Here is a 12,924-nt window from a genome sequence, read left to right on the forward strand (position 1 = left end):
AGGAGCCTATATGACTGCCGCAAAAATCCCGCAAATTCTCGATAGCAGCGCATCGCCTTTCCACGCCGACGAACTGGCAGTCCAGGAGCAACTGGGTGTGCGGATGCAAATGCACGAGGTCGGACGCAGAAGTACCCGGGAGTATATGCCCGAACAGCACCGGCAGTTTTTTGGCGAGCAACCGTTCTTTTTTGTCGGTGCCCTTGATTCAGCAGGGCAGCCGTGGGCAACAATGCTGGTTGGCGCCCCCGGTTTCATGTCGACGCCGGATGAGCGAACCTTGCGCATCGCCGGATCAACGCTGCCTGGTGATCCGCTGAGCGGGCAACTGCATCCTGGTTCCTTCATTGGCGGACTGGGTATGGCGCCCGTCACGCGCCGGCGCAATCGGGTCAACGGCATTATCGAAACGGTGGACCAGGGCGGCATAACTGTTGCAGTCACACATAGCTTCGGCAACTGTCCTCAATACATCCAGCGCCGCCAGCATAACTTCGTCGATACTGTCATCCGCCCGCCCGAAGCGACGCAGGTTTCATACGATGATAAATTGCGTGAAGCCGACCTTCAATTGATCGGTCGAGCAGACACGTTTTTTATCGCAAGCGCCAATCTCGATGAGAGTGCCGGTTCGTCGCGCGGGGTCGACGTGTCTCATCGCGGCGGAAGGCCGGGTTTTGTCCGCATGGACGATGATCGGACGCTGACGGCGCCGGATTTCGTCGGTAATTTCTTTTTCAATACGTTAGGAAATTTGCTGCGCCATCCCCGCGCCGGCCTACTGTTCATTGATTACGACTCTGGTGATTTATTGCATTTGGCTGTCGAAGCGCAAATCATTTGGGATGGTCCGCAAGTACAGGCTTTCGCCGGCGCCGAGCGGCTGGTGCGTTTCCATATACGCGAAGTGCGCCGTAACGTTGGCGTGCTGCATTTGCGCTGGACGGAACCCGAGGCCGCACCGCAACTTGAACGCACTGGAACCTGGGCCGAAGCCGATAGTGCAATGGCTGCCGCCGAAATGCGAAATACCTGGCGCCATTTTATGGTCGTTGAGACGCAGCCGGAAAGTGATTCGATCCGGTCTTTTTATCTGCAACCCGCCGACGGCTTGGGTGTTTCGCATTACGTTCCCGGCCAATTTATTCCAATCCGTGTGAGTTTGCCTGGTCACAGCATGCCGCAGGTGCGCACATATAGCCTGTCAGACGCACCGGATGGCCGCCGCTACCGTATCAGCGTAAAACGTGACGGTGCAGTTTCCAGTTGGCTTCATGAGCACATGCAAGCTGGCAATACAATCGAGTTAATGGGGCCGCGCGGCGATTTTACATTTGACGCCGCTAGCCGAAGGTCAGCGGTACTGCTGTCAGCCGGAGTGGGACTCACGCCTATGATTGCGATGCTCAACAGCCTGCTGGTCAACGGCGGCCGTACGCGCCATGCCCATCCAATTTATTTTATCCATGCAGCGCGTAACCGGAGCGAGCATGCGTTTGCCGAACACGTACGTGATTTAGCGGCGCGACACTGGAATCTGACCGCGCATGTGCGATACAGCGCGCTCGGTGCAGTTGCCGATGATGATGGCGCGGTGCAGCGCTTCCGGAATAGCCTTGGGCGTGTCGATATCGACTTCTTAAAGGAAATTCTGCCATTTGACGACTACGATTTCTATCTGTGCGGCCCTGTGACTTTCATGCAGAATTTGTACGATGGTCTGCGCAGTTTGAACGTTGCGTCTGACCGTATCCGCTTTGAGGCTTTTAGCCCCGTGAGTGTACAGACCGGTATTTCGGCGGACAAGGCGACACCGCCAGCGCCGCAGCCGGAAGTGAGCAGTCAAGCAAGCATTCCGGTCCGATTCGCGAAATCAGGCAAATTCGCCACCTGGAATTCCAGCCACGGCAGCTTGCTCGATTTCGCCGAAGAGCATGGCATGTCGCCGCCATCCGGCTGCCGCTCAGGCCTGTGCGGCGCTTGTGCCACACCGCTGCTGGAGGGATCGGTTGACTATATTCGCCATTGCGCGGCCCAAGCGCCCGATGGTCAAGTGCTGATCTGTTCGGCCATTCCCAAATTGCGCCATGATACTGCGGTGGGTGATAGGGTAGGGGGCATTACACTTGATCTTTAGTGCCTTTATGCGCTCAGAGACCCAACTCGCTGAGCCCCGGATGATCATCGGGACGGCGGCCCAGGGGCCAGTGGAACTTACGCTCGGATTCCTTGATCGGCATATCGTTGATGCACGCATAGCGGCGTTGCATCAGTCCATCTTCGCCGAATTCCCAGTTCTCGTTACCATAAGAGCGAAACCAGTTGCCAGAATCATCGCGCCATTCATATGCGTAGCGCACCCCGATCCGGTTGCCACCAAAGGCCCACAGTTCTTTGATCAGACGGTAGTCCAGCTCCTTCTTCCACTTGCGATCGAGGAACGCACGCGCTTCTTCACGATTGTTCGCGAACTCCGTGCGGTTGCGCCACTTGGTGTCGAGCGAATAGGCCAGCGCTACCTTGGCCGCATCCCGGGTATTCCAGCCGTCTTCGGCAAGCCGCACTTTTTCAACGGCCGTTTCCTGCGTGAAGGGGGGCAACGGCGGACGCACTTCCTGGTTCGATGACATTTCATTCTCCTTGATGGGCCCTCGCGGCCCAGGTTGATATGGCAGGATACGCTTCCTACATGATCGGTCAATATCACCCATATGCGGGCTTGAGCGAGTCTATCAATGCCGTTTCATTCTCGATCGGCGCCTTCCGTATTTTTCGTCGTACCACTGGCTGGCCGGTCGAAGCTCCGCCCCGTACTATCGATGATGACCGTTACGTCTTCGCTATTCGCGAGCCGTCTGGCCAGCCGCTTGCAGCGTTGTTTGATAGCGATATCCAGCTCCGAAAACAGATCGCTCAAGTTTTTGTACGGCATCCGCTCGGATCCAATTCTTCTCTGAAGTCTTGGTTATACTGCAGCCCAAATGCACCGACAACACGTCTTCCGAACAAAGCCAATCGGCTGCTCGTCGATCGAGATCCGCTTCATTCCGCTGCGGAATAGTGTCTATGAGGCTGCATCCATAGAGTTAAAAGTTTGATCGGTATACTGTAGATCAAACAAAAGACGAGGGGCACCTTGCAATGGAGTGAATACAACGAGCACGCGCATCGTCCGAGATTGAGACTTATTTTGCCATGCACACGATTGACCTGACAGAGGAGTTATTTTGCTAATGCGTACAATTGATTCGACCTACCAGCGCCCATGACTGCCACGCTGACCCCCGGCTCCGCCATTCCCGCCATCGCCGTTCCGCTACTGTCGTTGGCCGCGTTCGGGAGCGGCATGTCGATGCGCGCGACCGATCCGCTGCTGCCCTTGCTGAGCCGTGAATTCGGTGTCGCGCTTGGCCAGGCCTCGCTGGTGGTGACCGTGTTTGCGATCACCTACGGCCTGGCGCAGTTGCTGTTCGGGCCGCTAGGCGACCGTTTCGGCAAATACTTCGTTGCCGGCGGCGCTGCCTGCGCGTGCGCGCTGACCGCCGCCCTGTGCGCGTTGGCGCCGGGCTTCAACTGGCTACTGGGCGCGCGCGTGCTGGCCGGCGCCACGGCGGCAGCGATCATGCCGCTGTCGATGGCGTGGATCGGCGACGTAGTCCCCTACGATCAGCGTCAGCCCGTGCTGGCGCGCTTTCTCATCGGCCAGGTGTTGGGACTGTCTGCCGGTGTGCTGGTAGGCGGCATGGCCGCCGATGCCGGCCAGTGGCGCCTGCCGTTCGTGTTGGTGGCGCTGATTTTCGGCGCCGTCGGCGCGGGCCTGCTGTGGCTCAACGCCCGCCTGCCCGCGCACGCGCGCCAGGTGCGCCCCGTACAGGGCTCGGCGCTGCGCCACATGGCGGCCGAGTTTGGCGCCATCGCCTCGGTGCCGTGGGCGCGGATGGTGCTCGTCTCCGTGTTCCTCGAAGGCGGATTCCTGTACGGGCCGTTCGCCTTCATCGCCACCCACCTGCACCATGCGTACGGTGTGTCGCTTACGCGTGCAGGTGCGCTGGTGATGCTGTTCGGCTTTGGCGGGGTGGCTTTCGCGCTCGTCTCGGGCAAGCTGGTGCGCGGCCTCGGCGAGACGGGGCTCACGCGCTGGGGCGGCATGCTGCTGGCCGTTTCGCTGCTGTCGATCGGCCTTGCGCCGACCTGGATCTGGGCGATACCGGCCTGCTTCCTGGCGGGGATGGGGTTCTACATGCTGCACAATACGCTGCAGATTAACGCGACCCAGATGGCGCCCGAGCGGCGCGGCGCGGCGGTAGCGTCGTTCTCGTGCTGTTTCTTCCTTGGCCAGTCGGCCGGGGTGGCGCTGTGCGGCCTGCTAGTCGCGCATGTAGGCACCGCCGCCATCCTGGCTGGCGGCGCGGGCGGCGTACTGGTAGTCGCGCTCAATTTCTCGCGCCGCCTGCGCGCTCGCCTGAGTCCCCTCCGTCCAATCCGCCAAACTTAAGCGAAGGGCTCATTTCGCCGGCGCCGACTTCAATTAATTCTTGGCCGCCATATCGTTACCGTCGTTGTTGGCTGCGTTTTCCGTATTTCTGCACTCCCCGCAATTTCGCGACCTATGCCTCCATGCCGACGCTGGCAACGCGTTCATCCGCAGACGAGCCCCGACAGGAAGCGCCAAGGTCAGCGCATTAAGGCTTCTCAATCAAGCGCAGTCCTCGCGTCAGGAGACTCTATGGCGAATTATGGGACAACTCGCATGCCTTTCCGGCCAAACCGGGGCAGACCCGCCCACGGGCTCACCTGCTCGGGCAGAATGCAGGTGTGCAATCCACAATCCTTCATCTGAATGTCATCTGTATCCGAGGTGATGGTCATATCGGGCCATGGCGGGCATATCATGCCATGAGCGCCCCCAGCGGTGTCAGTAGCCACCAGGCAGCTGGTAAAGGAGCCCATCCGCCTTCGCAATCGTAGGAATCCAAATCCCAGCTACGCTGGTACTTCTATGGTGCGTATGTTGCGCGCGGTCGATGGCAATGGCCAAGGACGGTGATCAAACTATTTAACTAAGCTAATGGAGCCTTTATGCATTCTTCCCAGTCGAGCCAAGCTGTTCCGGCGCGAGCGTTGCCGTCCGTTCGATCTCTTCCAATTGGCCTTTTCGGCTCAGTCATGAGCGTGGCCGGGCTCTCGCTGGCCTGGCGCATCGCCAACAAATCTTATGGCGCCAACATTGTGGTATCTAACAGCATCGGCATTGCGGCATTGTTGCTCTTCGCTGTTTTGGCGCTGTCGTACCTGAGCAAACTCTTTCTATATCCGGACTTGGTGAAACACGAATTTTCGCACCCAGTCCTGGGGAACTTCTTTGGTACCGTGGGCATCAGCATCCTGCTGCTCTCGAGCGTTATCAGTGTCTACAGTAACTCCGCTCGACTCGTGGTTTGGGCAATCGGAGCAGCTGTTACGTTGGTTCTAAGCGTCGTTATGATTTCTCGGCTCTTGAACGGCAACGGTTCGCCTACGAGTGTAGTTCCAGCTTGGCTGATTATGGGCGTGGGAAGCCTTGATATCGTAGTTACCGGCGGAGCTTTGAGCGCAGGCTGGGCTCACGAAGTTAATCTGCTTGCAGCGGCCATCGGCAGTGTCAGCGCAATCGTCTTCTTCGTGCTGATTTTCTCCAGGTTGGTTCACCACGAGCCGCTGGCAGCCGGAATGCGGCCGTCTAAGATGATATTGGTTGCGCCGTTTGCTGTGGGCTTCATTGCATATGTCAACCTGGTGCAAAAGGTCGACATGTTCGCGTCACTGCTGTTCTACTTCGGTCTGTTCCTGTTCACGATTATCTCCTATCGCCTCGTCATGAAGCCGGCGCCGTTTTCGCAAAACTGGTGGGCAATTGGCTTCCCAATGGCGGCGTTGTCGAATGCGGCGCTGATGTATTCGAGTGCGGTTGGTGGCATAGGCTTGGGAATTGTCGCCGTCCTTCTGCTGTTCTTACTCACAGTTTCTATAGCCGTACTATCAATTCGGACCGTTCATGCGCTGTTCACCAGTCGACTCTTGACTACGTAATCACATGATGGACGCAGGTGGCGTTTGCCCCTCCTCAACAATATTCTGAATCGGCCGGCGGCCAGATCATCTTCCACCTGCATGTCCATATTATGCCGTGCTACGCGGGCTTTGAACTGAAGCCCCATGCCGAAATCATGGCGGAACATCCTGTGCTTGCCGCGCAAGCTGAAAAAATCCGGATGGCGCTCGGCTGACCACAGGCCACAGAAAATTGCCCGAGTCGTGCCGGCCTCGGCTTTCGCACTGCCGGGATACTCAGGTCTCGGTGCAATATAAAAATATAGCTGGATTATCATGCGGCTATTGCTGGCGTTGCCCGATATCGGGCTTTTGTGGGTGCCTTTCTACAACCACGAACTTCCAAGTCTCCTCGGCTTCCCTTTCTTCTACTGGTACCAGTTCGCATGGGTGCCGCTGACTGCACTGCTCATCTGCTCGTCGAACGAGATCCGCTTCATTCCGCTGCGGAATAGTGTCAATGAGGCTGCATCCGTAGAGTTAAAAGTTTGATCGGTGTACTGTAGATCAAACGAAACACGTGGGGCACCTTGCAATGGAGTGAATACAAGGAGCACGCGCATCGTCCGAAATTGCGACTTATTTTTCCATGCACACGATTGACCTGACAGAGGAGTTATTTTGCTAATGCGTACAATTGATTTGACCTATGTGGGGCGGCGTATCCACGAAAAACTGAAAGTGGAGGTGACCTCATGGCAGTCGCGCTAATCACTGGAGCCAGCCGGGGCATTGGTGCGGCTATTGCGTTGGTTCTGGCCGAACACGGATACCGGGTGGTCGTCAACCATCGCGCCAGTGCACCCCAGGCCGAGGACGTGGTCGCGACTATCGTCGCGGCCGGTGGAGAAGCCATGGCGATTAAAGCCGACGTCACCGAGCCCAACGATGTCGCCAGCATGGTCGATGAAATCGATCGGCGATGGGGTGGGGTCGACGTTCTCGTGCACAACGCGTTGACGCCGTATGACGTTACCTCGTTCGCCAACCTGAGCTGGGAGCAACTCGGCGGCAAGCTGGACACTGAGCTGCGTGCCGCCTTCCTGACAACGAAGGCTGTGGTGCCAGGAATGATTTCTCGTGGCCACGGGCGGCTGATCTATCTGAGTACCCTGCTGTCGCGTCATCCGCGTGATGGGATGATTGCGCTGGGCACCGCCAAGGCGGCCCTGGACCAGTTCGTGCGGTACGTCGCTTTGGAGCTGGCGCCGCACGGGATCACCGCCAACCTCGTCGCACCGACCACGGTGGAGGGCGCTACGTCGACTGGGCTAGTCTCGGCCGAACGGCTGAGCGCGATCGCTGCGTCCATACCGATGCGACGGCTGGCCCGTCCCAACGAGGTGGCCAAAACGGTGGCGTTCCTGGCAAGCGACGATTCGGGTTTCACCACCGGCCACTACATTCCGGTGAGCGGGGGCTTTGGAATGTAGTGAACACAACGCGCACGCGAATCGTCCGAAACTGGGAGAGGAGTTGTTTTGCCAATGCGCTTGATTGACCTGACAGAGGAGTAATTGCTAATGCACAAGATTGACCTGACTTATGTGGGGAGTGGTATTCACGAAGAGCTGATCGCGCATGTGGCCGATCAAGAGGGATATTTCGAAGATGAAGGTGTCCACGTCGCCCTCCGCGACGGCGCCGTGTGGAAGACTGAACGCGTGCGCGGCGGCGCAACCATCGGTCTGGGCCGGGCGCTATTGTCGCGGCTGACCGACGGCATCCAATGGACGGTGCTCAGCGCCAACACGCATCGTCCGCTCTTTTGGTTCCTCGGGGGTAGCGAGGTGAAATCCATGGACGATCTTCGCGGGCGCCGACTGGCGGTCCACGGAGCCCGCACCGCCCCCGGGTGTTTCGCGCGGATCGTGCTGCGCAAGCACGGGCTGGATCCCGATCGCGACCTGGAATGTGTGGAGCGCATCCCGGGTGACTACCAGATGGACCTGCGAGGCCTTCGCGACGGCTCGATTGACGCGGCCTACGTGGGCAGCACGTTAGCGCCCGAACAGGTCGCCCGCGAGGAGGGTTTTTCGCTGCTGTGCTGGGTGGGCGACCACCTCCAGATCCCCACCGTGGGCATCGCCGTGGACCCTGCGCGCATCCCGCTCGACGATCCGGCCCTGCAGGCGCTGGTGCGGGCCAACAAGCGGGCCCTCCGGACGATCGCCGAACAACCCGGTTTGGCCGTCAAACACATCGCCTCGATGTTGGGTCGAGTGACCAGCGAGGAAGCGCAGCAACACTACGAGCGCTACGTCCGCCCGTATTTCACTTCCGACGGTCGGGTGGACTTCAACGCTGCCCAGCAGGGCGTCGCCGCGGTCGCCGCCGAACTTGGCATCCCCGCGGGAACCGTTGACCAGATGTACCTGCCGGCCCTGTGACCGAGCCGCTAGCTCCAGGACGACGAAGAAGAATTGACCCGTAGTGCGGCGTCATATCTCTTCTCTCTATGTCAGGCCTCGTGCTGTTGTACGGTACGGGGGTTTTTATTTTTTCACCAGAAGGATGATAAATCATGTCAAGCAACGAATTTTTCGATAAGGTATTTCGTAACGCCCGCAGCCAGAACGGCTGGCTTCCCGAGCCGGTATCGGATGGGCAATTGAAGCAGATTTACGAACTGATGAAGTGGGGGCCGACCTCGGTCAATTGTTCACCGGCTCGTATCGTCTTCGTGCGCAGCGACGAAGCCAAAGCCAAATTGAAAGACGCGCTCAGTCCCGGCAATATCGAAAAGACCATGACGGCTCCGGTGCTTGCGATCGTCGCTTACGAGACCCGCTTTTATGAGGTTCTGCCGAAGCTATTTCCGCACAACCCGGCAGTCAAGACCTGGTTCGAAGGCGAGGCCAAAACCGGATTTGCGGAAACGACCGCCTTCCGCAACAGCACGCTGCAAGGCGGATATCTGATCACGGCGGCGCGCGCTACCGGCCTCGACTGCGGCCCGATGTCCGGCTTCGACAACGCCAAGGTCGATGCCGCCTTTTTCGCCGGCACTTCCATCAAGTCGAACTTCATCTGCGGCCTGGGTTATGGCGACTCGTCTAAAGTGTTTGCGCGCAGCCCGCGTCTGTCGTTCGAAGAAGCCTGCAGCTTGATCTAAGCCGCCTGTTATCGCTTTGCCACGGAGGAGACACGCATGAAAATCATCACCAATCCAAGCGCCTTGAATTTGTCCGGGTCGGTCGTGTCGATCGGGATGTTCGATGGCGTTCACCGTGGGCACAGGCGCGTCCTGCGGAAGTTGCGAGATCAAGGATTGGCCTTGCAGCTTCCTACCGTCTTAGTCACATTTGATCCTCATCCGCTTGCCACGTTGCGTCCCGAATTCTGCCCAGCGCTCTTATCGACCCTTGAAGGGCGTATGAATTTGTTAGCGTCCACCGGTCATGTTGACTATTGTCTCGTTCTGAGATTTGATCGGGAGCGAAGTGCGGAATCGGCAGACGATTTTGTGCGGCGGACTTTGGTTAACATGCTGGGCATGCGCTCACTTATCGTTGGCGAGAATTTCGCCTGCGGCAGCGGGCGCCAAGGGAATATTGCGTATTTGGGCAATCTTGGTGATCGCCTGGGATTTGACTTACGTCCCGTGCCGTTGCGGCCGAATGCGACCATTGAGAACGGTGCGCATTGTTCGTCGAGCGAAACAAGGCGGCTAATCCAGCAAGGCGATATTGCCAGCGCAAATGCAATGCTGGATCGCCCCCACGAGTTGTCCGGGACGGTGTTCGGGCCGAGTGAATTTGCTTGCCGTGTGATCGACGTTGTAGTGCCCCGCGATATGTGTTCACCGCCGGTCGGAGATTACGCAGGAACCGTAAAAAAACAGGATGTTGCGGCGCCTTGGATCGGCGCTATCTTGCAAGTTCGAGAGCAACATCCACAGATTGGCGCGCGCACGGTGCGTTTGCTTGTTGAGAAGGACACGGAAATAGCCCTCGGTGACGCGATGACCGTCCGATTCCTTGATAGGGCGAGGTCGGCCACAAGCCGCGTCGCATTCGCTACGATGGCCTTGAGCTGACGTGACCCAGGAGAAAACCATCATGAACGAATTTATTTTTACAAGCCATCCGCAGCGGGTTGTATTTGGTGCCGGTGCGCTGAGCCGGCTCGAAGCGGAAGTCGATCTACTTGGCGCGCGTCGCGCACTTATACTCGCGACACCAGATCAGCGTCGGGATGCAGAACGGATAGCGGCAATTCTCGGGGTTCGTGTCGCCGGAGTGTTCGATAGGGCGGCCATGCATGTACCGATTGAAGTTGCGCGTGAAGCACGCGAGCTGGCACGCCGTCTTGACGCCGACTGTGCTATAGCTATCGGCGGTGGTTCGACGACAGGACTCGGAAAGGCCATAGCACTGGAGTCGGACTTGCCGATTCTTGCTATTCCGACTACCTATGCTGGTTCTGAAATGACGCCGATCTACGGCATCACCGAAGCGGGGTTGAAGAAGACCGGTCGCGATATTCGTGTCATGCCAAAGACAGTGATCTACGATCCCGAACTGACGTACTCGCTGCCAGTATCTTTGAGCGTTAGCAGCGGGATCAATGCGATCGCTCATGCGGCGGAGGGTCTATACGCCTTGGACGCCAATCCGATCACAGATCTGATGGCCGTCGAGGGCATCGCTGCCATCGGACGAGCGCTGCCCTTACTGACGCTCGACGCTGAAGATGCGCACGTTCGGCGTGCGCGAGCGGATGCGCTGTATGGCGCGTGGCTGTGTGGATCGGTGCTAGGGGCCGTGTCGATGTCTCTGCATCATAAGCTATGCCATACGTTAGGCGGTAGTTTCAACCTGCCGCATGCGGAAACCCACACTATCATCTTGCCGCATGCACTGGCCTACAACGCGACGGCCGCCCCGCGCGCGATGGAGCGCATCGCGCGCGCGCTCAACGGCACCAGCGCACCGCAAGCCATTTTCGATTTGGCGAAGATGAACGGTGCACCGTTGGCACTGAAAGATATCGGAATGAAAGCGTCAGACCTCGATAAGGCGTGCGCGATCGCGCTACAGAATCAATACCCCAATCCACGGCCACTAGAGAAAGCGGCTGTAAGACAGTTGCTACAAGACGCATACGAGGGTGTGCGACCGCAGATCTGATTGCACGATCCGCGGCAGGTGGCGTAATTACTGTATTTCTTTTCTTTTCCGTTTCGAGGGAGACAGACCGGAATACAATCGGTCCATGGATACCAAGCTGTCTCCCGGCGCCCCGCGAGGGACTGCCGGACGCATACTACTCGTTGCGCATGACCTTTTCTATCGACAGGGCATTCGCGCAACTGGTATTGACCAGGTGCAGGCAGAAAAGGAGCAATTCCATGAAGCTGACTTTGGTGGTTTTTGATGGGGTGCAGGCACTTGATGTGGCTGGGCCGCTTGATGTTTTCGCCGAGGCGAACCAGTTGCTTCCTAAAGAGGACCAGTACGAGATTTCTCTGGTTGGCGTACGACCAGGGAGCGTGGTCAGCTCAAGTGGGTTGGAGTTCAAGGTCCATTACGACTACAAGAATTTTCACTTGGAAAGCGACCTGCTTCTCGTCGCCGGTGGTCCGCGGGTGCCGGAGTTTCGTCCGGAACAGGGCTTTTTGAGCTGGTTGAACGAAACTGCGCAAGGCGCCAGCAGGTTCGGTGCCGTATGCACTGGCGTTTTCTTGCTTGGCCATGCAGGACTGCTGGCGAACAGGGAAATAACCACCCATTGGGACGACGCCGAGATGCTGTCGGAACAGTTCCCCGGAGCGAATGTACGGCCCGATAAAATCTTTGTTCGAGATGGCAATTTGTTCACCTGTGGCGGCGTTACCGCTGGAATCGACCTGTGCCTGTCGCTCATTGCTGAAGACTGGGGGCATGAGCTCGCCGTGAAGGTTGCCAAGCGCCTCATCGTCTACATCCGTCGCGACGGCGGCCAGTCACAGTACAGTCCCTATCTGGCAGTCGGCCCGGACGAGGATTCGATTGTTTCCAGGGTGATCAAGTACGTCACCGAGCATATCAGTGAGGCGTTGACAATCGAGGACATTGCCGATGCCGTGGGCATCAGCAGGCGCACATTTTCCCGCACGTTTGCGAAGCACGCAAACGTCACCCCGTCTGTATTTGTTGAACAGCTCCGCATTGATTTCGCGCGGAAGTTATTGGAGGAGACCGACGTTCCACTAAAGACTGTTGCCTTCCGCTGCGGGTTCCACAATGCGACCCACATGCGAATGATTTTCTCGAGGCAGCTAGACACTACCCCGAAACTGTACCGCGAGCGCTTCCGTGCCGACGATGTGCCACGCACCGCCCGCAGTTGAGGCCGCGTAGCAGCGAGGTGTAGTCGGCCAACTGGGGAGTGCTTCACGAGGATATTTTTCAGCAGGTCAAACCTCTATGACGAGACGAGGGTCGAAGCGCGCTTGCGTCCGGGCTTTTAGTCTACTTTCGAGTTCGGTAGCGAGTTAGCACAAGGCGTTTGATATCCACCCGCAACAGCCGCTCTCTCCGGATTGGCAACCGCAGCTGAAAGTTTTTCAAGCACGTCTGCCGGGATGGAGTCACCGCAGATTGCGATGGCCTGCTCCAAATCTTCTTTCGAATACGCGGTTCCTTCGAACGCCGAGTCGAATCGTGTGCGTGCCAGTTCGCGCAGAGCCTCCCAGTTTAACTTTTCCGGGACGTCTTCCCATTGTTCTTGAAGGTCCAAAAACAGTCCCATAAGTCGATTAATATCGTTGGGTTTTTGAATGTTCATTTGCATCTCCTGTGGTAGCCGTTTCGAATACGGTGGGTGACGGTCAGGGCGCCAAGTAGCGGC

14 protein-coding genes and 1 pseudogene are annotated in these 12,924 nt (G+C 58.0%); 13 read left to right on the plus strand and 2 right to left on the minus strand.

The window, feature by feature from the left end; translation table 11 throughout:
* Positions 1-10 precede the first annotated feature (10 nt).
* The gene (locus AC3CHX_RS11190) at positions 11-2,137 is read left to right on the plus strand and encodes a 2Fe-2S iron-sulfur cluster-binding protein (RefSeq protein ID WP_488644086.1); all 2,127 of its coding nucleotides are present in this window, start codon (positions 11-13) and stop codon (positions 2,135-2,137) included.
* A gap of 13 nt (positions 2,138-2,150) precedes the next feature.
* Here AC3CHX_RS11190 and AC3CHX_RS11195 read toward each other — a convergent pair whose 3' ends face one another.
* Positions 2,151-2,630 (minus strand): nuclear transport factor 2 family protein, encoded by a 480-nt coding sequence (locus AC3CHX_RS11195; RefSeq protein WP_488644087.1) that lies wholly within the window; start codon positions 2,628-2,630, stop codon positions 2,151-2,153.
* A 59-nt stretch (positions 2,631-2,689) separates the two neighbouring features.
* On the opposite strand from AC3CHX_RS11195, the gene AC3CHX_RS11200 reads away from it, so the two are divergent.
* The 12 genes and pseudogenes from AC3CHX_RS11200 (at position 2,690) to AC3CHX_RS11255 (ending at position 12,424) form a co-directional block, all read left to right on the plus strand.
* Positions 2,690-3,061, plus strand: a complete 372-nt coding sequence (locus AC3CHX_RS11200; protein ID WP_488644088.1) for a hypothetical protein — start codon at positions 2,690-2,692, stop codon at positions 3,059-3,061.
* A gap of 204 nt (positions 3,062-3,265) precedes the next feature.
* Complete coding sequence (locus tag AC3CHX_RS11205) at positions 3,266-4,495, plus strand: MFS transporter (protein WP_488644089.1); 1,230 nt, start codon at positions 3,266-3,268, stop codon at positions 4,493-4,495.
* A gap of 584 nt (positions 4,496-5,079) precedes the next feature.
* Positions 5,080-6,069 (plus strand): SLAC1 anion channel family protein, encoded by a 990-nt coding sequence (locus AC3CHX_RS11210; RefSeq protein ID WP_488644090.1) that lies wholly within the window; start codon positions 5,080-5,082, stop codon positions 6,067-6,069.
* Positions 6,070-6,086: 17 nt separating this feature from the next.
* Entirely contained in the window at positions 6,087-6,266 is a 180-nt protein-coding gene (locus AC3CHX_RS11215; protein WP_488644091.1) for an HIT family protein, read from the plus strand.
* A gap of 100 nt (positions 6,267-6,366) precedes the next feature.
* Positions 6,367-6,582, plus strand: coding sequence for a DUF3311 domain-containing protein (locus AC3CHX_RS11220; protein WP_488644092.1), 216 nt, complete (start codon positions 6,367-6,369; stop codon positions 6,580-6,582).
* 203 nt (positions 6,583-6,785) lie between these two features.
* Positions 6,786-7,523, plus strand: coding sequence for an SDR family NAD(P)-dependent oxidoreductase (locus AC3CHX_RS11225; protein WP_488644093.1), 738 nt, complete (start codon positions 6,786-6,788; stop codon positions 7,521-7,523).
* Positions 7,524-7,613: 90 nt separating this feature from the next.
* A complete protein-coding gene (locus AC3CHX_RS11230) occupies positions 7,614-8,480 on the plus strand; it encodes an ABC transporter substrate-binding protein (protein WP_488644094.1) in 867 nt (288 codons plus the stop codon).
* A gap of 134 nt (positions 8,481-8,614) precedes the next feature.
* Entirely contained in the window at positions 8,615-9,205 is a 591-nt protein-coding gene (locus AC3CHX_RS11235; RefSeq protein ID WP_488644095.1) for a malonic semialdehyde reductase, read from the plus strand.
* 36 nt (positions 9,206-9,241) lie between these two features.
* Positions 9,242-10,129, plus strand: a complete 888-nt coding sequence (locus AC3CHX_RS11240) for an FAD synthetase family protein (RefSeq protein WP_488644096.1) — start codon at positions 9,242-9,244, stop codon at positions 10,127-10,129.
* A 22-nt stretch (positions 10,130-10,151) separates the two neighbouring features.
* Complete coding sequence (locus AC3CHX_RS11245) at positions 10,152-11,222, plus strand: maleylacetate reductase (RefSeq protein WP_488644097.1); 1,071 nt, start codon at positions 10,152-10,154, stop codon at positions 11,220-11,222.
* A gap of 85 nt (positions 11,223-11,307) precedes the next feature.
* A pseudogene (locus AC3CHX_RS11250) lies at positions 11,308-11,430 on the plus strand (TetR/AcrR family transcriptional regulator); the annotation flags it as partial.
* Between the two features lie 13 nt (positions 11,431-11,443).
* On the plus strand, positions 11,444-12,424 hold the full coding sequence (locus tag AC3CHX_RS11255) for a GlxA family transcriptional regulator (protein ID WP_488644098.1): 981 nt from the start codon (positions 11,444-11,446) through the stop codon (positions 12,422-12,424).
* Between the two features lie 116 nt (positions 12,425-12,540).
* On the opposite strand, the gene AC3CHX_RS11260 is transcribed toward AC3CHX_RS11255, so the two are convergent.
* Positions 12,541-12,861 carry a hypothetical protein gene (locus AC3CHX_RS11260; protein WP_488644099.1) on the minus strand — a complete coding sequence of 107 codons (321 nt, stop codon included), beginning with the start codon at positions 12,859-12,861 and terminating at the stop codon, positions 12,541-12,543.
* Between the last annotated feature and the right edge of the window lie 63 nt (positions 12,862-12,924).

The sequence above is a fragment of the Glaciimonas sp. OK215 genome (assembly GCF_057787885.1).

What these genes read in the sequence shown, in the direction of transcription:
- AC3CHX_RS11220 (WP_488644092.1), top strand. Translation starts at nt 6,367, where the DNA reads ATGCGGCTATTGCTGGCGTTGCCCGATATCGGGCTTTTGTGGGTGCCT.
- AC3CHX_RS11195 (WP_488644087.1), bottom strand. Translation starts at nt 2,630, where the DNA reads ATGTCATCGAACCAGGAAGTGCGTCCGCCGTTGCCCCCCTTCACGCAG.
- AC3CHX_RS11245 (WP_488644097.1), top strand. Translation starts at nt 10,152, where the DNA reads ATGAACGAATTTATTTTTACAAGCCATCCGCAGCGGGTTGTATTTGGT.
- AC3CHX_RS11225 (WP_488644093.1), top strand. Translation starts at nt 6,786, where the DNA reads ATGGCAGTCGCGCTAATCACTGGAGCCAGCCGGGGCATTGGTGCGGCT.
- AC3CHX_RS11260 (WP_488644099.1), bottom strand. Translation starts at nt 12,861, where the DNA reads ATGAACATTCAAAAACCCAACGATATTAATCGACTTATGGGACTGTTT.
- AC3CHX_RS11240 (WP_488644096.1), top strand. Translation starts at nt 9,242, where the DNA reads ATGAAAATCATCACCAATCCAAGCGCCTTGAATTTGTCCGGGTCGGTC.
- AC3CHX_RS11235 (WP_488644095.1), top strand. Translation starts at nt 8,615, where the DNA reads ATGTCAAGCAACGAATTTTTCGATAAGGTATTTCGTAACGCCCGCAGC.
- AC3CHX_RS11210 (WP_488644090.1), top strand. Translation starts at nt 5,080, where the DNA reads ATGCATTCTTCCCAGTCGAGCCAAGCTGTTCCGGCGCGAGCGTTGCCG.
- AC3CHX_RS11200 (WP_488644088.1), top strand. Translation starts at nt 2,690, where the DNA reads ATGATCGGTCAATATCACCCATATGCGGGCTTGAGCGAGTCTATCAAT.
- AC3CHX_RS11230 (WP_488644094.1), top strand. Translation starts at nt 7,614, where the DNA reads ATGCACAAGATTGACCTGACTTATGTGGGGAGTGGTATTCACGAAGAG.
- AC3CHX_RS11255 (WP_488644098.1), top strand. Translation starts at nt 11,444, where the DNA reads ATGAAGCTGACTTTGGTGGTTTTTGATGGGGTGCAGGCACTTGATGTG.
- AC3CHX_RS11205 (WP_488644089.1), top strand. Translation starts at nt 3,266, where the DNA reads ATGACTGCCACGCTGACCCCCGGCTCCGCCATTCCCGCCATCGCCGTT.
- AC3CHX_RS11190 (WP_488644086.1), top strand. Translation starts at nt 11, where the DNA reads ATGACTGCCGCAAAAATCCCGCAAATTCTCGATAGCAGCGCATCGCCT.